Genomic DNA, 23508 nt, shown 5'->3' on the forward strand with positions numbered 1-23508 from the left:
TATTGAAATTAAATGGCATTATTCTAGTTATCGCTGGCTAATGTAAAGCTTACGGGTACGCTATACTGTACACGAACCGGCCTTCCGTTTTGAATACCTGGTTTCCATCTTGGTGAACCTTTTAGTGCACGTATTGCTTCTGCATCGGTACCTGCGCTAAGGCTTCTTGAAACCTTAATATCAGTTAATGATCCGTCACGTTCCACAACGAAAGTAAGGATTACACGTCCTTGAGTACCGTTTTCACGGTCAACTGCAGGGTACCTGATGGTCTTGCTCAAATAAGCACCAAATTTTTCAACACCACCCGGAAACTCGGGTAAGTTTTCAACAGATGCAAAGATCTTATTAGGATCTTCTTCAACAACCTGCTTAATATCTGAGTTACCTACTGGCTCATCAATCCTGATATCAGCATTCGGATCACCTTTTTGATCTTTTTGACCTGGATCCGCTACAGCGAGTTCCTTAACCGTTGGTGGATCTTTTTCCTTAACCTCATTATCTGGTTTTACAACCGGAGGTGGGAAACGAACCTGGTCAACCTTTGGTTTTGGTGGTTCTGGTGGCGGTGGAGGTGGTTTTTTGGTTTGATCCACCGGTGGCGGAGGTAACAGCACTACGTCTGTTATCTTCACTTTTTCATCAGCTTTAGGGATCAAGCCTTTCAGCTTGTTGATTATAGTAGGCAAAGAAATTATAAATACAAATAATATAATGGCTATTACAAGCGCCCTGTTAGTATTTTTTGCATTATCCTTTCTTAGTTCATAAGCACCATATGCTTTATTCCTGCTACTAAAAACAACGTCGATCCATTTCTGATCTAATATGTCTAATTTTGATCCAAACATTTTTTGTCAGGCTTTAATGTTAGTTAACGTTATTTATTATTATTTGGTATCGTTGTATAGGTTTTCCCTCTTCAACAACTCAATTTCTGGTGCGGTGATATCAACAATACCATACATTAGTATATTGGTGATGTTCATTTCATCCAATACGCTAACCATGTTTTTGTATTTTGACTTGTCACTTGGTTTTATTACAACAAAAATAGTTTTACCGGTTTTTTCCTGTACTTCTTTACTTTTTTCAACGAGTAATTTGCGTAAGCCATCCTTACCGTAGCTGATAACTTCAGGTGCCGATTTGCCCGGCTCGCCAAGGTACCACTCTAGTTTATCATCGCTACCCAATAAAAGGGTTAATGAACGCGAAGCAGCAATAGGCAACTGATCTTTGGTTTTCTCATCCTTATCCGGCATTGCAAGGTCCAACGCTTTAGGCTTGGCCAATGTGGTTGTCATGATAAAGAATGTGATCAATAAGAAAGCCAGATCCACCATCGCGGTTAAATCTATACGGGTTGATTGCTTTTTACTGCGTACCTTCCCACCTTTATGTTTCCCTCCCCCGGAGGTGTCTAATTCTGCCATGATTCCTTATTTTGATTTAGGGGCAGGTGCACCGCCACTAACTGAAGTTATTAAACTAAACTTATTAACTTTTTGCTTTTGCAAAATCCCAACAACATCCTTTATAACAGGGTACTCTTCCTTGCTATCACCTTTTATAGCGATACGCATTTGTACGTTATGCAGTGCTACGGTAGCCTTACGGGCTTCGCGGATCCAGTTAAACAACTCATTGCTTACCGAATCTCTCGGGATGCCTGGTTGTGCGAACTTTCTCTGCTGCTCTGACGACAGAGCAAGGAATTGCTTCATCTGCTGAATTGGCACACCGAATGACTCTACACCTGAAAACTTTTTCATTTCTTCTGGTGTAAACCCGATTTTATAAATCGAGCCCATTTGCTCTAAAGTTGCTTTACGAAGATCTGTTCCCTCAATACCGAAAAAAGCCTTGTTACTACCTACAGTTACTGTAGCAAAATTCTCATCAGGAACCGGCTGCTGAATAGAAGACCTTGGCACATCGATTGGAACCGGATCATCGGTTCTTGGTTTTGCAGTTAATATAAAGAAAGTTAACAACAAGAATGCCACATCGCACATGGCGGTCATGTCAATTGCTGTACTCTTTCTTGGAACTTTTATCCTTGCCATGTTTTAATTTTTTTAAAATATATAGTATTGTTAAGTATTAAAATCCCCCGCTTTTATTTTATGCGGGAAAAACTAAGCACTACTATATTTTTATGCTCTGTTGGCGTTTTTGTGAGATGAAGCAAATGTTTGTACAATGCTAAATCCTGTTTCGTCAATAGCGTAAGTCAGTTTATCAATTTTTGATGTAAATACGTTGTACATGATAATTGATATAGCTGAAGTACTGATACCTAAAGCTGTATTAATCAAAGCTTCAGAAATGTGTGCTGAAAGTTCAGAAGGGTTTGGAGCACCAGCGGCGGCTAATGTAGAGAACGCACCAATCATACCGATTACTGTACCTAATAAACCGGTTAATGTACCGATAGATACTAATGTAGCGATGATGGTTAAGTTTTGCTCTAACATTGGCATTTCTAAAGCTGTAGCTTCTTCAATGTCTTTTTGGATTGCCAAAGTTTTTTGGTCAACATCTAAATTAGGTTCAGCTTCCATTTCGCCATATTTTTTCAAGGCTGATTTGATAACGTTAGCTACAGAACCTTTTTGTTTGTCGCACTCAGCTGCTGCTGCTGCAATGTTACCTGCGTTAAGAGAGGACTGGATTTTTCTAACAAAAGAATCAACACTGCCTGTACCTGATGCTTTACCGATAACTACGAAACGCTCGATAGAGAAAACGATAACCATTAAAAGGAAACCCATGATCATTGGTACGATAACACCGCCTTTGTGTACAGTACCGAAGATATCTGCCGGGTTGCCGTGTTCAACATCTCCGCCTTTGAAGTGACTTGCATCACCTAATATGAATATGAAAATACAAGTTGACACTATTAAGCAAATAGGAATAGTTAAAGAAGCAAACATGCCCGATGCACTTGAGCTTTCTTTCTTAACAGGAGTAGTTGGTTTTGTTGGTGCGTTTGCCATTACTTTTAATTTTTAGTTTTTAGTTTTTGTTTATATTATAAGTTAGTTAAAATGTGCTCTAAAATGCGAATAACAAAAATAGAATTTTATTGAAATAAAAAAATCATTTATATTATTCTTTACAATTTTTTAATACCAAATTACATTTTGTGTGCAATTGGATATAAATAACGTAATAATGTCTGATTATTGTGTGTTGCCACTACAATTATTTGCAATGAAAACCATTTTTTTTAATATTATCAAGCAATCCTGATAAAATTTATGCTACTATTTCGTTACACTTCAAATTGACCCGGCATTTATTATGCCCGTAATGCGAAACTCTTATAGCAAGGTTTAAATTTTCCAGTGTACAAAATACGCTATTAATTGGTTTAATATTTGGTTAATGAGGCACTTATCCAGCAGTTATCCGCCGGCCTTTTTTGCTTTATAGCCATCGGTTTGCAGCAGGATTAATATTTTATCCCTGAAATCACCCTGGATCAATATTTCGCCCTCTTTTACCGAACCGCCCACCCCGCATTTTGTTTTTAGCTTTTTTCCAATCGATTCCAGATCGGCATCAGTGCCTACAAAACCGGTTATCCGGGTAACCAATTTACTTCCACCCTTCCTATCAAGATATATTTTAAAGTTTTGCTGTTGTGGTGGCAGCGTTTGAGCAGCATTACTCCCATTTTCCTGGTATTCAAAGCCGGGATCGGTTGAATAAACTACACCTGTAAAATTCTTCTTAGCCATAATAATCTATTTTTTTAATAGCCGGGGCCTACAATTACTTTTAATGAGCCGGGTATTATATTAATATGTATATCGGTATCCATTACATGTGGCTCGCCGTCAAGATGGATAGGCCCCGCCTTTTGCCGGGTAATTTTTATATTCTTTCCTCTTATAATTTCAATATACTTAGAGGATTCAATTGTTTTAAGCATCAGGCGTGCGCCAATCTCGGGCAGGCGCCATATGGGGAATTTTTGAATCACACACACATCCAATAAACCATCCTGCACCGATGCCTTTGGTGAAATGTGCACATCATTACCCCATTGTGATGAATTGGCAATACTTATAATAAAAGCTTCGCGCTCATATATATTTCCATCAATTTCAATCCGGTACTCCTGAGATTTATAGTTCATAATCTCCTGCATGGTTGATTTGATGTAGGTTAAAAAACCCCTCTTTTTACCATGCGAAAATACTTCGGCAATGTGAGCATCAAAACCCATACCTGCCATATTAAAAAATGGCAAACCGTTCATCTGTCCCGAATCAATGGTTTCTATTTTATAGGCACTTAACGCTTTTATTGATTCGGCAGTATTCATCGGAATTCCTAAAAACCGGGCCAATCCGTTTCCTGAGCCAAAGGGAACCACACCTAAAGCGGTGCTGCTACCCACAATGGCCGAAGATATCTCATTTACAGTACCATCACCACCAACAGCAACCACCACATCAAACTTATTTGCCGCTTCGCCGGCTATTATTCGGGCATGTGATACACCATCACTATAAACAATGTCGGCATTAAACACATTCTTATCAAGGTTCTGGTCTATCAACTCTGGCACACCATCCTTCTTCTTCCCCCCCGATATCGGATTTATTATAAATAACGCTTTACGTTTCAACTATCTGTATTAATATTAAATAAAGTATCAAAAGTAAATGTATTTTCGGCTTTGTAAAATTTGTTTTATTTTTGCTACCCGAAAGTGGAATGATTTAATTGATTACCGACAGGTAACTGGATTGCAACCACGTAAAAAAGTGCTAAAACCAATGCTTCTTTTTACTACGATGCCTTTAAATCTCCTCTTTTGCTGTTTTAAATTAATTGTATAAAAATTTTATATGCCATATTTATTTACTTCTGAATCCGTATCAGAAGGACACCCCGATAAAGTTGCAGACCAGATCTCAGACGCGCTGATAGATCATTTTTTAGCTTTCGACCCCAATTCAAAAGTTGCCTGCGAAACGCTGGTAACCACCGGGCAGGTATTTTTGGCCGGCGAAGTAAAATCAAAAGCTTATTTAGATGTACAAAAAATAGCCCGCGAAGTAATCAACAAAATTGGTTACACCAAAGGTGAATATATGTTTGACGGCAGCTCATGCGGTGTGCTATCAGCTATTCATGAACAATCGCCGGACATTAACCAGGGTGTTGACCGCCAGGCTAAAGAAGAGCAGGGTGCAGGCGACCAGGGTATGATGTTTGGTTATGCTACTGTAGAAACTGATAACTATATGCCTTTGGCTTTGGATATAGCTCACGCTTTACTAATTGAGCTTGCTGCTATCCGTCGCGAAAACAGCGAGATCAACTACCTTCGCCCGGATGCAAAATCGCAAGTTACGTTAGAATATAGCGATGACAACAAACCACAGCGCATTGATGCTATTGTTATCTCCACACAACACGACGATTTTGACGAAGAGAAAGCAATGCTTGCCAAAATCAGTGCAGATATCATCAGTATCCTGATTCCTCGTGTTAAAGCAAAATATCCAAAATACGCCCACTTTTTTAACGATCAGATCAAATACCATATTAACCCAACCGGCAAATTTGTTATTGGCGGGCCGCATGGCGATACTGGGTTAACCGGTCGTAAAATTATTGTGGATACTTATGGCGGTAAAGGTGCACACGGTGGTGGCGCATTTTCAGGTAAAGATCCTTCAAAGGTTGATCGTTCTGCTGCTTATGCAACACGCCATATTGCCAAAAATCTGGTTGCCGCCGGTGTTTGCGACGAAGTTTTGGTACAGGTATCATATGCTATAGGCGTGGCCCAGCCAATGGGTATTTACGTAAACACCTACGGCACTGCCAAAGTTCAATTACATGATGGAGAAATAGCCAAAATAGTAGAGGCTGTTTTCAATATGACTCCATACGCTATTGAAACCCGCTTTAAACTGCGTAACCCTATTTACAGCGAAACCGCTGCTTATGGTCACTTTGGTAAACCAAGCGAAACCGTAACTAAAACTTTTATTGCCCATGACGGCAGCGAACTAAAACGCGAAGTGGAACTTTTCACCTGGGAAAAATTAGATTATGTTGATAAAGTAAAAGCAGCTTTCGGGTTGTAAGCTATCCAATATATATTATCGCAAAAAGCGACTGGTAAAAATCAGTCGCTTTTTTTGTTACGGGAAGTTTGAACTGGCGATAGCATAATCCCATCCCTTTGGTAGCAAACTCCCCCATTTTATACTACATACAATCCATCCAAAATTTCTACAGAATTAATTAGGTAAATTGCATAAAAACCAATTACTTATGAAAAACTTAAACCTGTTACTGGCAACCTTCTCGGTGGCCCTTTTTATAGTAACCAATCCCATTTACTCCAGGGCTCAGCAAAAAACCGGGTTTCATATATTGAAGAATATTTCTGTTAACAGTAATGGCGGTTGGGATTATATAACTGTTGATGGGGCTCATAAACGCATTTACACATCACATGGCAACCAGGTTAATATTTTATCAACCGCTGGCGATTCTATAAGCTATATCCCCAACACTCCTGGTGTACATGGTATTGCACTGGTTAATGCATTAAATAAGGGCTATATCAGCGCCGGGCGTGCTAATAAGGTAATTGTGTTTGATCTTACAAGTTTCAAGGTTTTGGGCGAGATTCCTGTAGGTACAAATCCAGATGCTATATTTTATGAGCCCTTTGCAAAAAAGGTATACGCATTTAATGGCCGAAGCATGGATGCCACTGTTATTGATGTGGCTACAGATAAAGTTGTAGCCACCATTCCCTTAGGAGCAAAGCCCGAAACCGGTGTATCTGATGGAAAAGGAAAGGTATTTGTAAATGCAGAAACCACAAACGAAATAGTGGTGATAAACGCCACCACCTTAAAAGTACAGGACAGGTATAAAATTAACGGCGGCGATGAGCCATCAGGCCTGGATATCGATCGTAAAACCAACCGTTTATTTATTGGTTGCGGCGGTAATAAAACCATGGTGATCATGGATGCCACTAACGGTAAAAACCTGGCTAAATTCCCTATTGGCGGCTGCGACGGCTTGGTATTTGATCCTGAATTAAAAACAGCCTACGCTTCAAACGGCGAAGGAACAATAAGCGTGGTAAGAGAAATCAATGCTAATAAATTTGAATTTGTGGAGAATATTCCATCTGAGCCCAGCGCACGTACAATCGGTATTGATCTGTTAACACACAGGCTTTATTTACCGGCAGCTAAAACCACCCCTGTAGCCGCAACAACAGAAAACCCAAATCCACGGCCCAAACAAGTACCCGGCACGTTTCATATAATTGAAGTTGGAAAATAAAACCAACCCATCAACTTATTTTGGCTACTGTATTGCGGAATGGGCTTCGCGGGCAATCAGGTATTGATATTAATATAGTTTAGTTGCGCTCGTTTAACTTACAAACAAGCGCAACTGAACTGAAAAACGAAGGTCAAAATCCTTCATCCTTCGTCTTTTAACCTTCATCTTAAAATCTTTCGTCCAAAAACCTATCTTTGCCCACATGAATATCCTGATCCTCGGTTCGGGCGGAAGGGAAAGTGCCTTCGCCTGGAAAATTGCACAGAGTCCTAAATGCCAAAAGCTTTTTATTGCCCCCGGCAATGCCGGTACCCACCAGTACGGCACCAACGTTAACCTAAAGGTTACCGATTTTGAGGGCATTAAAACTTTTGTTATTGCAAACGCTATCAACCTGGTGCTGGTTGGTCCCGAGGAGCCGCTGGTTAAGGGAATTCATGATTTCTTTTTGGCCGATGAGCAGTTGAAAAATGTACCGGTAGTTGGCCCGCAGCAGCATGCCGCCCAGTTAGAAGGCAGCAAGGATTTTAGCAAGCAGTTTATGCAAAAGCATAACATCCCTACAGCCGCCTACAAAACGTTTACCAAAGATACCCTTCAGGAAGGCCTTACCTACCTGGTTACTGCGGGTTTGCCCGTAGTATTAAAGGCAGATGGACTTGCAGCCGGTAAAGGTGTATTAATATGCCTTAGCCTTGAAGAAGCTCAATTGGAACTCACGCAAATGCTTGCCGAAGCCAAGTTTGGCGAAGCAAGTTCGAGCGTGGTGGTTGAGCAGTTTTTACAGGGTATTGAGCTATCTGTTTTTGTAATGACCGATGGCACCAACTACAAAATACTCCCCGAAGCAAAAGATTACAAACGCATTGGCGAAGGTGATACTGGTTTAAACACAGGCGGTATGGGTTCTATTTCGCCCGTTCCATTTGCTGATGCTGCCTACATGAAAAAGGTAGAAGAACTGGTAATTATCCCTACTGTTGAGGGGCTGAAAAAAGATAATATCCCATACAAAGGCTTTATATTTATTGGCCTGATGAACAAGGATGGTGAGCCATGGGTTATTGAGTACAACTGCCGCATGGGCGATCCGGAAACAGAAAGCGTTATACGCCGTATTGAAAGCGACTTTGTAGACCTGCTTCAGGGTGTTGCCGAAGGTAACCTGGATGAAAAGGAACTCATCATATCTCCAAAAACAGCTGCCACCATAGTAATGGTTGCAGGCGGCTATCCCGGCGAATACCTCAAAAACAAAGTAATAACCGGTACCGAAAACGTGCGCGACTCCATAGTGTTTCATGCAGGCACCGGTAACGACGGTGAAAACGTAATAACTACCGGAGGCAGAGTTTTAGCTATCACTACATTGCAAGACAATATGTTTAACGCCCTGCAACAAGCCACAGCCGATGCCAGCCGTATTTATTACGATGGTATGTACTTCAGGAAAGATATTGGGTTCGATCTTCTTTAACAAGAAGTTGATTGGTTGATTAAGTGAATGGTTGATTGAGTTTTACCAGCCAAACTTAATCAACCTAATCTAACCCAATCAACCATTCTCTAAATTATATTTTCCCGAAGATCTCAGCAAGCTTATCTTCCAGATCATCGCCACGCAGATTTTTGGCAATGATTTTTCCATTGGGATCAATCAAAAAGTTTTGCGGAATACCGCGAACGGCGTATAAACCAGCCGCTTTACTATCCCAGAATTTTAAATCAGAAACATGATTCCAGGTAAGGCCATCTTTGTGAATGGCGGCTAACCATTTTTCTTTTGCGTTTGGCTTATCAAGCGATACACCCAAAATAGTAAATTTTTGACCTTTATAGTGGTTATAAGCTTTTACTACATTAGGATTTTCCCTTCGGCATGGGCCGCACCATGATGCCCAAAAATCAATCAAAACATATTGCCCGCGAAATGATGACAGGTTGACGATCTTTCCGCTGGTATCGGCTTCGGCAAATTCAGGTGCAGTTGCACCCAATGCCACAGCCTTTAATTTAGGCATCCTTTCGCCCAGGGCTTTGCCTGCTTCAGTGCTCTTTACAGCAGGTGTTAAAGCATCATATAACGGTTTAATATCTACATAATCGGCACTGTAGGCTAAGGATTCAAGAGCATTGAGGCTGATAATGGAGCCGGGATTTTCCTGGATAAACTTTTTATCTATAGCCGCGCTCATATCGTCGATGGCCTTTTCATCGGCCTTTGCTTTTTTGGCATACTCAGGCGAAGCTTTTTGCTCTTCTGTAGCTGCTTTTTGCCTTTCCTCAAGCGCAGCATAGGCATCACTTATTGGCCTTTGTCCAAGCTGGTATTTTTCGTTCTCCTGGTTTGTTTTTGGGCCTTCAACTGTTGCGTTTTCAATCTTGTCAGTAGCCGTTAGGTTGATAACACCCGGTTCCAGATAAATTACGCGGTAACCATCAGCATTACCTGTGCCGGTACCTTTACGATTAAATAACAGGTAAGCATTAAGTGGCGCAGCGCCAACTGAACCAGTAAAATGAAATTTACCGTTAACAACCATACAGGAATCATAAATAGGTTTGCCTTTAGGGAACCTGTATTCGAGGTAAACCTTGGCAGGCGCGTTAAATTCGCCTATCTTTCCTTGTATGCTATATTTAGTATCCTGTGCAAAAGCAACAGCGGGTATTACAGCTAATGCCAATAATATTATTCTTTTCATGAATGATAAAGTTTATATCGCAATATAATATGTATTAACTACATATTAGTCATAGTCAATAAAAAAGTTACATTGCTGAGCACCTGAATTAAGTTTAACTGACAGGTATTACTCAATCACCACTCACCAAATTATATCTTTCCAAACAATTCCTGCAGCTTGGCATCAAGGTCTTCGCCACGAAGGTTTTTGGCAACGATCTTTCCATCAGGGCCAATCAGGTAATTTTGAGGGATAGAGGTTACGGAGTAAAGTGCTGCTACCGCGTTGTTCCAGTATTTAAGATCAGATACCTGGGTCCAGTCAAGTCCGTCGTTTTTAATGGCGGCAAGCCAGGCCGATTTGCTTTCGGCCTTATCCAATGATACTCCTAATACTGTGAAGTTTTTTGTTTTGTATTTGTTATAGTTGCGTACCACGTTAGGGTTTTCCTGGCGACATGGACCACACCATGAGGCCCAAAAATCAAGCAATACATATTTACCTCTGAATGATGATAGTTTAACAGGCGTTCCGTTCACATCATTCTGTGTAAAATCCGGCGCTACTGAACCAACAGCAGTCGCTTTTAACATATCAAGCTGACTTTTTAAAACCCGGCCCGCCTCGGTTTCCCTTACACTTTGCGATAACGAATTGTACAATGGCTGAATTTCGCTGGGATCAGGCGATGGCCCACCTACCGAACTTAAGGCAAGTAAACTAAGATAACTATTAGGGTTATCGGTTATAAAGCTTTTTAAAGTAAAACTTTGCAGGGTTTGCAGCGCTTTGTACTTGGCCTGCATACTGCTTTGAAACGCAGGCGATTTTTGCTGTTCTGGTGTTGCAGCCTTAACCTCGGCCATTAATCTTTCGGCCTTTATATTGATCCCTTTCAGTTGCTCCTGCAGTTTTACATTGTCAATATTAAGTTGCGAACCTGTAATCTGTGCTTTTTTTATAGAATCTTTGCTGGTAATAGTTACTGTACCCTTATCAATAAAGAAACTCAGGTTATCAGCATTATTTGAAAGTGTTCTGCCATCAGAGTATTGCTGTGTAAATTTTTCAATACCCAACCCTTTATAGTCAACCACTAATGTTGCATTAACGGGATTTAGCATTTTGCCGGTGAAACTAAATGCACCATTCTCCACATTTGCAGAGTCGATAACGCTATTGGCGCCTAACTGGTATGATAGATAAACTTTAGCCGGAGCGCTGGTGCTTCCTATTTTGCCGTTAATGGTAAAGGTTTCAGGAGTTTGAGCAAATGCCATAACCGGCAGCAATGCAGTTACTAAAAAAAATATTTTCTTCATCAGAATATAAAAACTGTAAGTTTTGATAACGTTAAAATGCTGTTCTAATTGTAATTATCAGTTTAATTTTTGATACGTACGCCACCAAAGGTCGGGCAGCTCGCCGGATGTGGCTGTTTTATAGTCGGCATAGCTGCAGGGCACCAGGTGAAAACGCTCATTACGCGATCCGCCGCTTGGATAAGGTACCTGCATCCACCAACGATCTGATTTTTTACTTTTTACAAATACAACCTCCTGATCTTCATGTCTAAGACTGGTTTTGTAAATAAGGTATTGTGATTTGGGGTTGAGCGGAAAATCACTTTTCCTGCCATAAAAACCATCAACAAAGTACCATATCATTTGCGCCAGTAACATAGCTGTTTGGCCATTATTATCATAAGCGGGGTTAAATTCATAAAAGCCTATAGAGCTCAGTTTATCATTAAAACCGGCATACCGGCATAGCTGGCAGGCTTCCTGCCCGTTAAAGCCGTTGGGAGATGCATTGGCATTACCCATTGCATCTGACGACCGGATAGCCCCCACATCAAAACTGATCATACTAGCGTTGCGGATGGCGGGCTCTGTTATGGCTATATTGCCGCTTAGCTCGCCAAGGCGGTGTACATCAAAGTATAGCTTATCCATAACCCGAAGGCTTTCCTGGCTGGCAAAATAAGTTTGATAACCCAGGTTACTGAAATTGAACAGGTAGTTGGGTTCATGTAAAAATATTTTATTGAGATAAGATTGCGAGGTGGTTTCCAAACTTCCGGATGTTTCGTCTTCATCCAAATCGAACTTTGAATCAATCACCACTAGGTCTACCTTTTGCTCCAGGTCTTCATATCCCATATATTGGGCGTAGGTGAGGTCCTGCCCGCCACCTATAATAATGGGGATAATATCCTTTTTAACCAATTCTGACACTACAGTTTTAAGGGCGAAATAGGTATCGGTAACTGTAGCCCCGGCAACAATATTGCCCAGATCGGCAATTTTTAAATTATAGCCGCCCTCATTAAGCTGGTATAATTTTTCGCGAATATAATCCGGACCAAGAGCACAGCCCTGGTTATCGGTTGCGTTTCTATCGTCCATAACACCAATAATGGCGAGGTCTGTTTTTTCCTCCAGATCGGGGAAATCGACGGAATAATGCACAATTTTATCGCCAAGCTGGCTGGTATAATACCCCTTTTTAGGAGCGATCTTTTTAAGATCAATGGGTGTAAAAAAATCAGCTAAGGACATAATGTTTGATGTGCAAATATGCAGATGTGCAAATGTGCAGATTGATGTGCAGATGTGCAAATTTGAAATGTGTAGATATAAGGGTTGATATGCAGATGTGAAATTTAATATGAAAATGTAGATATGCATATCTTTTTTGTCCGATTGAGATCATCTGCACATCTGAACGGCGACGTCAACGAACTTAATTTGCACGTATGCACATCTAACTAATATCTGCATATTTGCACATCTGAAATCTGCACATATGATTCTTATTACTGGCGCAACAGGTTTTCTCGGGGCCGAACTGGCAAAGTTACTGGCTAAATCCGGTGCGCGTATTCGCTGTACCAAACGGACTACCTCAACCATACCCAATTTATTGGCTCCTTTTCAAGCGCAAATTGAATGGGTTAACGCCGATCTGTTGGATATTTTTGCATTGGAAAACGCGCTGGAAGGTGTAATACAGGTTTACCATTGCGCGGCATGGGTATCACTCAAAGCTGCTGATAAAGAGCCGATGATCAACACAAACGTAACCGGCACAGCCAACCTGGTTAATTTATGTACAGAAAAGGGCATCAGGATGGTTCATGTAAGCTCTATAGCTGCCATAGGCCTTGCCAAACCCGGCGAATTGACTACCGAGAATCATCACCTGGAACAATCAACAGAAAATGATGGTTATGCCATATCCAAGCTGGAAAGCGAGATGGAAGTATGGCGGGGAATTGCCGAAGGGTTGGATGCTGTAATTGTAAATCCGTCGCTTATTATAGGCGTGAGTGCTGGTAAAGAAGGTAGTGGCGCTTTGTTCGAGACTATACGTAAAGGGCTTAAATTTTACACCAGCGGCAGTATCGGTTTTGTTGATGTGGAAGACGTGGCTAAATGTATGACGGGCCTCATGAACAGCAATATTACAGCCGAGCGCTATATCATTACCGCCGAAAACCATACCTATGAAGCTATAACTACAGCCGCCGCACAGGGATTCGGTATAAAGCCGCCCGCCATTTTAGCCAAACCCTGGCTGATGGAAATTGGCTGGCGCGGAGCTGCTGTTTGGGCTGCACTTACAGGCGGCGATCCGGCTATCGATAAAACATCTGCCCAGGCAGCCTCTGTTACACGCGAGTTTGATAACTCAAAAATTAAAAAGGCTATTGGGATTGAGTTTAAGCCGATAAGTAAAACGGTTAAGGAGATTTGTGAGGCGTTGAAATAATTAGCAGATCATGGTAATTTGTGATCTAAATACGGCCCCCTCAGGGCAACGGTGTTTTCTATAATAAAGTAAAATAACAGCTCAGCCAATCAACTAATAAAACTCTACTTATTCTATCTACAAAATTTTTCGCACCTTTGCACCCAAGATGGAGCAGTACTTTATTATTGATTTCGACAGCACGTTTACACAGGTTGAGGCCCTTGACGAACTGGCCCGTATATCTCTCAAAAATCACCCCGACCGGGAGGGCATTTACAAACAGATTGAAGATTTAACCAATGCCTCTATGGAAGGCAAGTTATCCTTTACTCAAAGTTTAGAAGCAAGGGTTAAATTATTGCAGGCCAACCGCGATCATTTAAAGCAGCTGATAAGCCATCTTAAGAAAAAAGTATCCACGTCATTTTCCCGTAATACCATTTTCTTTAAAAATCACCAGGACGAGGTTTTGATCGTATCGGGTGGTTTTAAAGAGTTTATTACGCCAGTGGTTACCGAGTATCACATCAAAAAAGAAAACATTTACGCCAATACCTTCGAGTTTGATGAAGAAGGTAATATTGTAGGTTACGACCGCACCAATCCCCTTTCGCAAGAGGGTGGTAAGGTTAAATTGCTGAAAGAATTACAGTTGCCAGGTGATATTTATGGCATTGGCGATGGTTATTCTGATTTCCAGCTAAAGGAATCGGGCATGATCAAAAAATTCTTTGCCTTTACCGAGAATATTGAACGCAAATCCGTAGCCGAAAAAGCCGACCATATTACGCCCAGCTTTGATGAGTTCCTGTATATTAATAAACTGCCAAGGGCTATATCATATCCTAAAAACCGCATTAAATGCCTGATAGTAGGCAATATTGATGAGGATGCCCAGGCGCAAATGAAAAAGGAAGGTTACAACATCCGCAACAGGGAAGATATTGAAGAAAAATATTTAGAAGAAGCGGGAGTTTTATTCTGTGATGAAGGGCATCAGCCTAATCCAGAGCAGATCCAGAATGCTGGCAGGTTAAAAGTGATAGGTATTTTTGGTAAATGCAACCGCAAACTTTCCGATGCAGCTACTGATTGCGGCATTATCATATTTGACGACCCTAAGCATAATCCCCATAACAACGATTTTATCCCCAAAAGAGTTATGGCTTTCATGAACGAGGGAAAAACGCATACAAGCTGTAACTTCCCTGATCTGCAACCACCGAGGGTTAACAACGCTCACCGACTAATTCACATCCACAAAAACGTACCGGGCATACTGGCCAAAATAAATGATGTATTTGCGCGCCATAACATCAATATAGTAGGCGAGTTTTTGGTTACCAACCCCCAAATAGGGTACGTAATTACTGACGTGAACACTGGTTATGATACCGAAGTACTCAATCAGCTAAAGGCCATTGAGCATACCATAAAATTCAGATTACTTTATTAAGGTTTCAGGATTCGGGTTGCATGGGTTGATAGCGAAAGCTTTTAAACTTATGCCACCCGAACCACGCAACACGAACCCCGAACCGGACCTATTCTGCAAAAGGTACTACCATCACAGGTATATCTGAGTGGCGGATGACGCTCTCCGCTATACTTCCAGACAGCAAACGATCAAGACCCGAACGTTTGTGGGTGCCTACTACTATCAAATCTGCATTAAATTGTTTTGCACAATTTATTATCCCATTACCAGCATCGTCAAATTCAATAAACTTAGTTACAACCAGCCCGGTTCCAAATTCTTTTATCAAACCCTCTATAACGGTTGATGAGTGTTCACTTTGTAGGTTTACAAGCTCAACCTGCATCTGGCCCATAGCTGGATCCATGGACATACCGACTAAGCCATCGTTAGTATCGGGCGGATATATAACGGGTTCAATAATATGTACTAAACCAACTGCCGCGTTATACTTGCGGGCAATATCAAAGCCATAAGCAACTGCATTGTGGGCGTAGGTACTCTCGTCAACGCCTATGAGTACATTATTGATTTTCATGATATTTAAGGGTTAAGGATTTGCATAAACCGGATTTTTCTGGTTCTATAAAATTAACAGAATTACCTATACATCAAACAAGAACATAAAATTTTAGCAATTCGTTAATCCAATAAACTCAGATTCAGACATAATACGCTCTCATCTCAAAAATGTTTTATCTTTTGCAGATCAATACCCCTATTTAAGCTCATTTCATTTTTATTAACTTTGGCCATGCAATTCCATCCCGAAATTGAGGAGCGCCTGTCGCAACTACAAGAAAAATATGAGGCCATGGGCCAGGATATGAACTCATACTTAGACGGCTTACTTTATGCCGATTTTCTAACGTACTGGGATTATATCCACCTGGATACTTTACTGAGTCTGCAAAGCCCTAAAACACCTTTCCCCGACGAAGAAATATTCATCATCTATCACCAGATAACCGAACTTTACTTTAAGCTGGCCCTGCACGAGTGCCACCAGATTGCAGAAGCCCAACCACTAACCGCAGAATTTTTAATAGCGCGGTTAAAACGCATTAACCGTTATTTTGGCGCTTTAACCCAATCATTCGAGATCATGGTCGATGGGATGGAAAAAGAGCAGTTCCTCAAATTCAGAATGTCATTATTGCCCGCCAGTGGATTTCAATCAGGACAATACCGTATGATTGAAATTTATGCTACCGATTTTATTAACCTGGTTGCTAAGGATAAACGGGAAGAATTGCGTGATGCCCCCATCGAAGAGCAGTTTGAATACCTTTACTGGAAATTTGGAGCAACCGAGCTATCAACCGGAAAAAAAACCTTAACACTTAAACAGTTCGAAAAAAAGTATTCCAAAACTTTCATTGAACTTGGAAAAGCAGCGGCAAATTATAATTTTAATACCCTGGCCCTCAAATTTGAAGCGGCAGGGCAATTTACCCCCGAATTAAAAAATGAGTTGCGTCAGCTTGATATCAATGTAAATGTGAACTGGCCGCTATCGCATTATAAATCTGCCGTTCGTTACCTTAACCGCGAGCCCGAAGAAATTAAAGCTACCGGTGGCACCAACTGGCAAAAATACCTGCCTCCGCGTTTCCAGAAACGTATATTTTATCCATCACTCTGGACCGCCGACGAAATTGAAAACTGGGGTAAGGCCTGGGTAGATAGCGTGTTGGCGTAGATGATAACTTATGCGCTGGCAAACCTTTTTAACAAAGCTGCCAGCCTGTTCCTTTCAAGGGTATTCATACCGGGGAACATGGGTAAGTAAACCAAATTTTCAAGATTAAGCTCATCATCGTTAACTACAGTTACCGGTGATGAAAGCTTTACCAGGCTTGATGCCTTTTGGGTTGCATCAAATCCGTTTGACCGTAAATAATCAATAAACATAGCGGCTTTTTCTGTTTTTACAGGTAAAACCCAATGGTTATGCTGTTCAGCGTCTGCGCCAATTAACATTGTTGCCGAAACATCTTTTAAAATATCCGATGCCAGCTTTTTTCTTTGATCAATAACATCCGCTTTAAAATTTTTCAGTCTGTAGTTAATCAAGCTGACGTTTGGCACACAAGGCTGAAATCTTATTTTTACCAGCATACTTTCGCCGGGAAAACCCTTTGTAAATCCGGATAGCACTGTATCAAAATCTTTCCCTTTGGCTATGCACATTTTATAGAACAAAGTATAAATAACTTTAGCGGTAAGTATCTTCATCACTAAAACCTTAAAAAGTTTTTTGAAGAAAACAGAACTGCACTGTTTGGGTAGTTGCCTGTTAATCGCAATTACTTTACTGCAAATGGAAGGAGACTTTATTTGAAGCAAAGCACCACTTACCGTTGTGTTAGTTTTGATAAGCCCAAAACTAAACATGACTACATCCGATAGTATATCCCTGCTAAGAACAGGCCCGGCAAAGGCTTGTGCCCTATCTTCGATCATCACCAGGTTATATTCCTTAGCTACAGCAGCAATTTCATCCAGATCTGTGATAACGCCGAAAAGATGGGTAATTAATATGGCCTTTGTATTGGGCGTAACAGCCTCTTTTAAATGCTGTGGCGAAATGCTCAACGTGTTTTTATTAACAGGCAACGGCACAGCAACCAATTGATGGGCCGTTATAATAGCAAACATATCGGGGATATTGATATCGGTAACTATTATTTCGCTCCCTATGGGCAAATCAAGCGCGCTCAATAAAACATCAAAGCCAGAACGTACAGAAAGGCAGATCACCTCATCTTCATTTCTAGGATGATTATATGCTTCTTTAATTTTAATAAAATCCAGGAAACAATAATACAGCCCCCTGAACACATCTGTATAAGTTATATCTAATATCCCCCTTGGAATCATTTCACCATTATTATTAGGTAATAAAAGATATAAATACCCACGCGGCTAAACAGATGTTTCAGCTTCCACCTTGGGTGGTTGTATCTGTTGTAGCGATAATGGGATCAGCTTTTTAGTTTTAAGGTAGGTAATGCCCACGATGATCATAGTCATGCTGCCACCAAATATTACCGACGGCACAGTACCCAACAGGCGGGCAGCCGTTCCTGATTCAAAAGCGCCTATCTCATTTGATGATCCTATAAACATCTGGTTTACTGCGGATACACGGCCACGCATGTGGTCTGGAGTTAACAGTTGCATAATGGTACCGCGAATAATTACGCTAACGCTATCAAATGCACCTTCGGTAAATAAAAACAATAGCGACAGGTAAAAGCTACGCGATAAACCAAAACAGATAATAGAAACGCCAAAACCCGTTACCGCGATAAGCAAATTACGCCAGGGCTTACCCATAGGCGAAAACCTGGTCATAACCAGCATAGTTAATACTGCACCTAATGACGAGGTTGCCCGCATAATGCCCAGCCCTTCGGCTCCTACTTTTAATATCTCGTTGGCAAATATGGGTAACAGTGCCACAGCTCCGCCAAAAAATACCGAGAACAGGTCAAGGCTCATGGCGCCAATCATCATTTTATTACTAAACACAAAGTGAATGCCTTCAGAAAGGCTTTTCCAGATACTTTCCTTAGGTACAAATACCGGCGGATATTTACGTAATAATGCTACAAGCATTAGCGATACCAGCAAGAAAAAGATAATTACAACAAATGTTGCTGTAATACCGCTTAAGCCAGGGATCAGCTTATCAGAATAGCCATAGATTAAGCCACCGGCCGCCGGACCTATAATAGACGCAACCTGCCAGCTCGAACTGCTCCAGGTGCTTCCGTTAGGATATAATTCTTTGGGTATACTATGCGCGTAAATGGTGAAAGTTGCAGGTCCGTAAAAGGCCCTGGCAATACCATTGCAAAAGATCATGATATAAATGACAGGTACTATCCAACCGGTATGGATAACTCCGCTCATGCTTTTGAGGGTAACCGTAAACATTACAAGTGAGGTAAGGATTACCCCGCTAAATATGAATAACAGCATTTTGCGCTTTTCGGACTTATCAGCAATATAACCTCCATATAAGGCGATACACACTGCCGGTATGGCCTCGCACAAACCTACAAGCCCCAACGCAAACGCACTTTTTGTTAACTGGTAAATATAAAAGCCGATTACAACGGCCTGCATTGAATATGCAAAGGTGAAACAAAAGCGCATCCCGATGTAAGACCTGAAATCTTTATATCGCAATGCTGCAAAGGAATCAATTTTGGGTTTACTATCTCCTTCTTCGGCCACAGTGTTGTTTTAGATGTGCCGCAAATTTACGACACGATTAACAAGATTTTGCAGGATTAACAGGATTTTTTTAATGTAAGATAACAGCTGTGCAGATTTTAACTACATAAAAAAGCCGCCTGTGAGGACACAGGCGGCGGGAAATGGAGTTATTAATTTATATACTTAATCTGCACATTTGAAATTTGCACATCTGCACATCTATAATCTGCACATCTGAAATCATAACCCGTGCTGATCTATCAAATAGATTAAAGCTGCAATGCCGGCAGCACCCAGTTCAAGCTCACGTTTGTTCACGTTCTCGAAAACATCGTTTGGTGTGTGGTGAATATCAAAATAGCGTTGAGAATCAGGCCTGAATCCTATCAAAACCACACCTGGCAGTTTCTCTTTCATGGGCTCAATATCTGTACCAGATCCGCCAATGGTTAGCTGGTCAATTTCATACGGCTCAAATAGTGCTTTCCAGTTATTGTTTATTTTCTTGATAAAATCATTTGATACATCCGCGAAACTAAAGCCACGTGGCGTAAAGCCGCCTTCGTCTGTTTCAATAGCCGCAATATGTTCTTCTTTATTTTGTGCAGCAAGCTCGGCGTATTTGGCGCCGCCTTTGTCGCCATTTTCCTCGTTCATGAAAAATACAGCACGTACAGAGTTTTTAGGACGATAACCTATCGCTTTAAATACCCTTAAAACCTCAACAGACTGCATTACTCCGGTACCATCATCGTGAGCACCTTCCGCCAGATCCCATGAATCAAGGTGACCACCTACTGTGATGAACTTATTGGGGTGCTCGGTACCGGTTAATTCGCCCACTACGTTGTATGATAACACATCGGGCAGTGTTTGGCAGCTTTGCTTAAAGTAAAATTTAACCAATGGCAGCTTACGCAATTTAAGCATGGTGCTTAACCTGTTAGCCGCCTTTGTTGATATCGCTGCCGCAGGGATATTCTTTCCATCCTTATCAACCAAAGTTGCACCGGTATGCGGATAATCATCCAGTGATTCTGTAAGTGAGCGAACTATAACACCAACAGCGCCATATTTGGCCGCAACAGCCGGCCCCATAAAACGCTGATCACCAGCAGTTCCGTAAGCACGACCGGTTTCAATAAACCTTGGATCGAAGGGCCTGTTAAAGAAAACTATTTTACCTTTTATAACGCTTTCTCCAAGAGTTTCTACCTCTTTCAGGCTTTGTACTTCAATAACATTTGCGGTTATTCCTTCTTTTGGTGTCGCTACCGTCATGCCCAAAGCAGCTATCGGTACCGGGATGCGGGTTTTACCATCAATGATAAAGGCGGTTTCTTTTGCCCCTCGAACCCAATGCGGCACCATAACTTCCTGTAAATAAACCTTATCAAAGCCATAGCTTTCCATCAATTTCTTACTCCAGTCCACCGCTTTTTGGGCGTTGGCCGAACCGCTTAAACGCTGACCGATACCTTTACACAGGTAGCGCAGGCTTTCATAGCTTTTGCCGTTTACAAGGGCTTCATCGTAAATTTTACGGATGGTTAATGAGTCCTGCGCGTGGAGCAGGTTTGCTGATAACAGCACAGAAAATAGTAGAGTAAATCTTTTTTTCATCGAAATTAATTAGTCAATAAACGGCGATAAATCATCAATAATGTACGTTTATGCACGATAATTATTGATGAAATGATCAACAAAAGTCAGTCGGAAACAAATGTAATATTTTGCGGCAATAATGAAAGACTCAGGAAATTTTATCCCAGCTTAAACCCGCATTTTTTGTTTGGAAGGAATGGTGCAGCACCTGGTTTTCGGGCAGGGCCAGTTGAGGATCTTTCGCCAATATCTGTTCAACAGTTTTGCGGGCTTTAAATAACAACTCCTGGTCTGTTGCCAGGTTGGCCACCTTCAGGTCGAGCACGCCACTTTGCTGGGTACCATCCAAATTACCGGGACCACGCAGCTGCAGGTCAATTTCAGAAATCTCGAAGCCGTTATTGGTTTTCACCATGGTATCCAGGCGGATCTTACCATCCTGACTCAGTTTATGACTGCTCATTAAAATACAATAAGATTGCTCGGCACCGCGCCCTACCCTGCCACGCAGCTGGTGCAGTTGCGACAGGCCGAACCGCTCGGCATTTTCAATGATCATTACCGATGCGTTGGGTACATTCACCCCTACCTCAATAACCGTGGTTGCTACCATGATCTGTGTTTCGCCTTTGATGAAGCGCTGCATTTCAAATTCCTTATCGGCAGGTTTTAGTTTGCCATGAACTATGCTAATGCGATAATCGGGCAGAGGAAACTCGCGCGACATAACCGCGATACCATCCTCCAGGTTTTTCAGATCGAGTTTTTCGCTTTCTTGGATGAGGGGATATACAATGTAAATCTGCCGGCCCAGCGCAATTTCTTTTTTCATGAAGCCGAAAACCCGCAGGCGCTGATTCTCGAAGAAATGAAGCGTTTGGATAGGTTTTCGTCCGGCAGGTAATTCATCTATTACAGACACATCCAGGTCGCCATACAAGGTCATGGCCAGCGTGCGGGGTATGGGCGTGGCCGTCATCACCAGGATGTGGGGTGGTATAATATTTTTTCGCCATAGCTTCGCCCTTTGCTCCACGCCAAAGCGGTGCTGCTCATCAATCACCACAAAGCCCAGATTTTTGAATTGCACTTTATCTTCTATCAAAGCATGAGTACCTATGAGTATTTTCAATTCGCCACTTTCCAGTTTCTGATGCAATACTTTACGGTCTTTTTGTTTGGTAGAGCCAGTTAGGAGTGCCACCTCTATAAAGCCCTCGCCTACCAAACTGCTGATGGTTTGAAAATGCTGACTAGCCAATATCTCGGTAGGTGCCATGATACAGGTTTGAAAGCCATTATCAACAGCAATCAGCATGGCCATCAATGCAACAACAGTTTTACCGCTACCCACATCACCCTGCAAAAGGCGATTCATCTGCACACCTCGCTGGGTGTCCTGCCTTATCTCTTTCAGCACCCGTTTTTGAGGCGTAGTTAATTGAAAGGGTAACTTATGGTGATAAAAATCATTAAAATAATGACCAACAGTATTAAAAACATTCCCCTTAAATTTTTGAGTATGCAGCAGCTTATTGCGCAATAGCTTCAATTGCAAAAGGAATAATTCTTCGAATTTTAAGCGATGCAGCGCCTCATTCAGCAGGTTGGCATCCGCGGGGAAATGAATATTCCGGTAGGCCTCTGCACGGCCAATTAGTTTAAAGTGCTGGAGGATATACAGCGGTAAATTCTCATTGATATCCTTAGCATGCAAACCTAATAAAACGGAGGTAAGTTTTTGGATTCCCTTACTATCCAGCTGAAACTGCTTTAGCTTTTCGGTAGAATTATATACCGGCTGCAACGTAGCGTTCCCCTGCCGTTGCATGGTGGCAGGTGAGTATATCTCCATTTCGGGATGCGCCATTTGCGCCTGCCCGTTAAAAAAACCGGGTTTGCCAAATACAATATATACAGTACCGGGAACAATGGTTTTCTCTATCCAGTTAATGCCTTTAAACCAAACCAGTTCCAGCGTACCGGTATCATCGCGGGTTTGTACCACCAGGCGCTTGGTTTGCTTTTCGCCCACTACCTGTTTGCTAATAACGCGGGCCAGCACCTGTACATAAGGCAGATCGGACTGAATATCTTTTACTTTATAAAACTTGGTACGATCGATATACCGGAAAGGAAAATGCCGCAGCAAATCCTCGAAATTAGCTAAACCTAATTCCTTTTTCAAAACTTCGGCCCGCGCTTGGCCAACACCTTTTAGGTATACGATGGGTGTTTGAAAAGGATCCATAGGTTTATTTGAGAACCATATATTATAAAATCGTCATTGCGGGGAACAAAGCAATCTCCGATTTGCTGGTTCGCCCTGTATAGTTTGGGATTGCTTCGTGCCCAGCAATGACGCGTTGTGGAATTCAGACTTACGAAGTTTTAAAAACT

20 protein-coding genes are annotated in these 23508 nt (G+C 41.6%); 6 read left to right on the forward strand and 14 right to left on the reverse strand.

Annotated elements, in window-relative coordinates:
* Window positions 1–23: 23 nt before the first annotated feature.
* From AC1D0K_RS26635 to AC1D0K_RS26660, 6 genes are all read right to left on the reverse strand, one after another.
* Window positions 24–854 carry an energy transducer TonB gene (locus AC1D0K_RS26635; RefSeq protein WP_295712803.1) on the reverse strand — a complete coding sequence of 277 codons (831 nt, stop codon included), beginning with the start codon at window positions 852–854 and terminating at the stop codon, window positions 24–26.
* A gap of 39 nt (window positions 855–893) precedes the next feature.
* Window positions 894–1439 (reverse strand): ExbD/TolR family protein, encoded by a 546-nt coding sequence (locus tag AC1D0K_RS26640; RefSeq protein ID WP_295712806.1) that lies wholly within the window; start codon window positions 1437–1439, stop codon window positions 894–896.
* A gap of 6 nt (window positions 1440–1445) precedes the next feature.
* Entirely contained in the window at window positions 1446–2072 is a 627-nt protein-coding gene (locus AC1D0K_RS26645) for an ExbD/TolR family protein (protein ID WP_295712809.1), read from the reverse strand.
* 90 nt (window positions 2073–2162) lie between these two features.
* Complete coding sequence (locus AC1D0K_RS26650; RefSeq protein WP_295712812.1) at window positions 2163–3008, reverse strand: MotA/TolQ/ExbB proton channel family protein; 846 nt, start codon at window positions 3006–3008, stop codon at window positions 2163–2165.
* 411 nt (window positions 3009–3419) lie between these two features.
* Window positions 3420–3755: a translation initiation factor gene (locus AC1D0K_RS26655; protein ID WP_477391670.1), complete on the reverse strand. Its 336-nt coding sequence runs from the start codon at window positions 3753–3755 to the stop codon at window positions 3420–3422.
* Between the two features lie 14 nt (window positions 3756–3769).
* Window positions 3770–4651, reverse strand: a complete 882-nt coding sequence (locus AC1D0K_RS26660) for a diacylglycerol/lipid kinase family protein (protein ID WP_477391669.1) — start codon at window positions 4649–4651, stop codon at window positions 3770–3772.
* Window positions 4652–4874: 223 nt separating this feature from the next.
* Here AC1D0K_RS26660 and metK point away from each other — a divergent pair, with 223 nt between their 5' ends.
* The 3 genes from metK (at window position 4875) to purD (ending at window position 8830) form a co-directional block, all read left to right on the forward strand.
* On the forward strand, window positions 4875–6125 hold the full coding sequence (gene metK / locus AC1D0K_RS26665) for a methionine adenosyltransferase (RefSeq protein WP_295712822.1): 1251 nt from the start codon (window positions 4875–4877) through the stop codon (window positions 6123–6125).
* A 190-nt stretch (window positions 6126–6315) separates the two neighbouring features.
* Window positions 6316–7350 carry a YncE family protein gene (locus tag AC1D0K_RS26670; protein ID WP_477391668.1) on the forward strand — a complete coding sequence of 345 codons (1035 nt, stop codon included), beginning with the start codon at window positions 6316–6318 and terminating at the stop codon, window positions 7348–7350.
* A gap of 205 nt (window positions 7351–7555) precedes the next feature.
* Window positions 7556–8830, forward strand: a complete 1275-nt coding sequence (purD, locus tag AC1D0K_RS26675) for a phosphoribosylamine--glycine ligase (RefSeq protein WP_477391667.1) — start codon at window positions 7556–7558, stop codon at window positions 8828–8830.
* A 94-nt stretch (window positions 8831–8924) separates the two neighbouring features.
* Here purD and AC1D0K_RS26680 read toward each other — a convergent pair whose 3' ends face one another.
* From AC1D0K_RS26680 to AC1D0K_RS26690, 3 genes are all read right to left on the reverse strand, one after another.
* Window positions 8925–10058, reverse strand: coding sequence for a redoxin domain-containing protein (locus AC1D0K_RS26680; protein WP_477391666.1), 1134 nt, complete (start codon window positions 10056–10058; stop codon window positions 8925–8927).
* A 131-nt stretch (window positions 10059–10189) separates the two neighbouring features.
* Window positions 10190–11362, reverse strand: coding sequence for a redoxin domain-containing protein (locus AC1D0K_RS26685; protein ID WP_477391665.1), 1173 nt, complete (start codon window positions 11360–11362; stop codon window positions 10190–10192).
* 57 nt (window positions 11363–11419) lie between these two features.
* Window positions 11420–12601, reverse strand: coding sequence for a formimidoylglutamase (locus AC1D0K_RS26690; protein ID WP_477391664.1), 1182 nt, complete (start codon window positions 12599–12601; stop codon window positions 11420–11422).
* A 247-nt stretch (window positions 12602–12848) separates the two neighbouring features.
* On the opposite strand from AC1D0K_RS26690, the gene AC1D0K_RS26695 reads away from it, so the two are divergent.
* Complete coding sequence (locus AC1D0K_RS26695; protein ID WP_477391663.1) at window positions 12849–13814, forward strand: SDR family NAD(P)-dependent oxidoreductase; 966 nt, start codon at window positions 12849–12851, stop codon at window positions 13812–13814.
* Window positions 13815–13962: 148 nt separating this feature from the next.
* On the forward strand, window positions 13963–15252 hold the full coding sequence (locus tag AC1D0K_RS26700) for an HAD-IB family phosphatase (protein WP_477391662.1): 1290 nt from the start codon (window positions 13963–13965) through the stop codon (window positions 15250–15252).
* An 88-nt stretch (window positions 15253–15340) separates the two neighbouring features.
* Here AC1D0K_RS26700 and AC1D0K_RS26705 read toward each other — a convergent pair whose 3' ends face one another.
* Complete coding sequence (locus AC1D0K_RS26705; RefSeq protein ID WP_295712848.1) at window positions 15341–15811, reverse strand: universal stress protein; 471 nt, start codon at window positions 15809–15811, stop codon at window positions 15341–15343.
* A gap of 216 nt (window positions 15812–16027) precedes the next feature.
* On the opposite strand from AC1D0K_RS26705, the gene AC1D0K_RS26710 reads away from it, so the two are divergent.
* Complete coding sequence (locus AC1D0K_RS26710; RefSeq protein WP_477391661.1) at window positions 16028–16975, forward strand: tryptophan 2,3-dioxygenase family protein; 948 nt, start codon at window positions 16028–16030, stop codon at window positions 16973–16975.
* An 8-nt stretch (window positions 16976–16983) separates the two neighbouring features.
* Here AC1D0K_RS26710 and AC1D0K_RS26715 read toward each other — a convergent pair whose 3' ends face one another.
* The 4 genes from AC1D0K_RS26715 to recG all read right to left on the reverse strand — a co-directional run bounded on the left by AC1D0K_RS26715 (window position 16984) and on the right by recG (window position 23359).
* Entirely contained in the window at window positions 16984–18156 is a 1173-nt protein-coding gene (locus AC1D0K_RS26715) for an aminotransferase class V-fold PLP-dependent enzyme (RefSeq protein WP_477391660.1), read from the reverse strand.
* Window positions 18157–18201: 45 nt separating this feature from the next.
* Complete coding sequence (locus AC1D0K_RS26720; protein WP_477391658.1) at window positions 18202–19521, reverse strand: MFS transporter; 1320 nt, start codon at window positions 19519–19521, stop codon at window positions 18202–18204.
* Window positions 19522–19743: 222 nt separating this feature from the next.
* On the reverse strand, window positions 19744–21126 hold the full coding sequence (locus tag AC1D0K_RS26725; RefSeq protein WP_477442163.1) for a M20/M25/M40 family metallo-hydrolase: 1383 nt from the start codon (window positions 21124–21126) through the stop codon (window positions 19744–19746).
* Window positions 21127–21256: 130 nt separating this feature from the next.
* The gene (recG, locus tag AC1D0K_RS26730) at window positions 21257–23359 is read right to left on the reverse strand and encodes an ATP-dependent DNA helicase RecG (protein ID WP_477391656.1); all 2103 of its coding nucleotides are present in this window, start codon (window positions 23357–23359) and stop codon (window positions 21257–21259) included.
* Window positions 23360–23508: the final 149 nt, after the last annotated feature.

The sequence above is a fragment of the Mucilaginibacter sp. P1_A3 genome (genome assembly GCF_056406855.1).

What these genes read in the sequence shown, in the direction of transcription:
- AC1D0K_RS26635 (WP_295712803.1), bottom strand. Translation starts at nt 854, where the DNA reads ATGTTTGGATCAAAATTAGACATATTAGATCAGAAATGGATCGACGTT.
- AC1D0K_RS26640 (WP_295712806.1), bottom strand. Translation starts at nt 1,439, where the DNA reads ATGGCAGAATTAGACACCTCCGGGGGAGGGAAACATAAAGGTGGGAAG.
- AC1D0K_RS26645 (WP_295712809.1), bottom strand. Translation starts at nt 2,072, where the DNA reads ATGGCAAGGATAAAAGTTCCAAGAAAGAGTACAGCAATTGACATGACC.
- AC1D0K_RS26650 (WP_295712812.1), bottom strand. Translation starts at nt 3,008, where the DNA reads ATGGCAAACGCACCAACAAAACCAACTACTCCTGTTAAGAAAGAAAGC.
- AC1D0K_RS26655 (WP_477391670.1), bottom strand. Translation starts at nt 3,755, where the DNA reads ATGGCTAAGAAGAATTTTACAGGTGTAGTTTATTCAACCGATCCCGGC.
- metK (WP_295712822.1), top strand. Translation starts at nt 4,875, where the DNA reads ATGCCATATTTATTTACTTCTGAATCCGTATCAGAAGGACACCCCGAT.
- AC1D0K_RS26670 (WP_477391668.1), top strand. Translation starts at nt 6,316, where the DNA reads ATGAAAAACTTAAACCTGTTACTGGCAACCTTCTCGGTGGCCCTTTTT.
- purD (WP_477391667.1), top strand. Translation starts at nt 7,556, where the DNA reads ATGAATATCCTGATCCTCGGTTCGGGCGGAAGGGAAAGTGCCTTCGCC.
- AC1D0K_RS26680 (WP_477391666.1), bottom strand. Translation starts at nt 10,058, where the DNA reads ATGAAAAGAATAATATTATTGGCATTAGCTGTAATACCCGCTGTTGCT.
- AC1D0K_RS26685 (WP_477391665.1), bottom strand. Translation starts at nt 11,362, where the DNA reads ATGAAGAAAATATTTTTTTTAGTAACTGCATTGCTGCCGGTTATGGCA.
- AC1D0K_RS26690 (WP_477391664.1), bottom strand. Translation starts at nt 12,601, where the DNA reads ATGTCCTTAGCTGATTTTTTTACACCCATTGATCTTAAAAAGATCGCT.
- AC1D0K_RS26695 (WP_477391663.1), top strand. Translation starts at nt 12,849, where the DNA reads ATGATTCTTATTACTGGCGCAACAGGTTTTCTCGGGGCCGAACTGGCA.
- AC1D0K_RS26700 (WP_477391662.1), top strand. Translation starts at nt 13,963, where the DNA reads ATGGAGCAGTACTTTATTATTGATTTCGACAGCACGTTTACACAGGTT.
- AC1D0K_RS26705 (WP_295712848.1), bottom strand. Translation starts at nt 15,811, where the DNA reads ATGAAAATCAATAATGTACTCATAGGCGTTGACGAGAGTACCTACGCC.
- AC1D0K_RS26710 (WP_477391661.1), top strand. Translation starts at nt 16,028, where the DNA reads ATGCAATTCCATCCCGAAATTGAGGAGCGCCTGTCGCAACTACAAGAA.
- AC1D0K_RS26715 (WP_477391660.1), bottom strand. Translation starts at nt 18,156, where the DNA reads ATGATTCCAAGGGGGATATTAGATATAACTTATACAGATGTGTTCAGG.
- AC1D0K_RS26725 (WP_477442163.1), bottom strand. Translation starts at nt 21,126, where the DNA reads ATGAAAAAAAGATTTACTCTACTATTTTCTGTGCTGTTATCAGCAAAC.
- recG (WP_477391656.1), bottom strand. Translation starts at nt 23,359, where the DNA reads ATGGATCCTTTTCAAACACCCATCGTATACCTAAAAGGTGTTGGCCAA.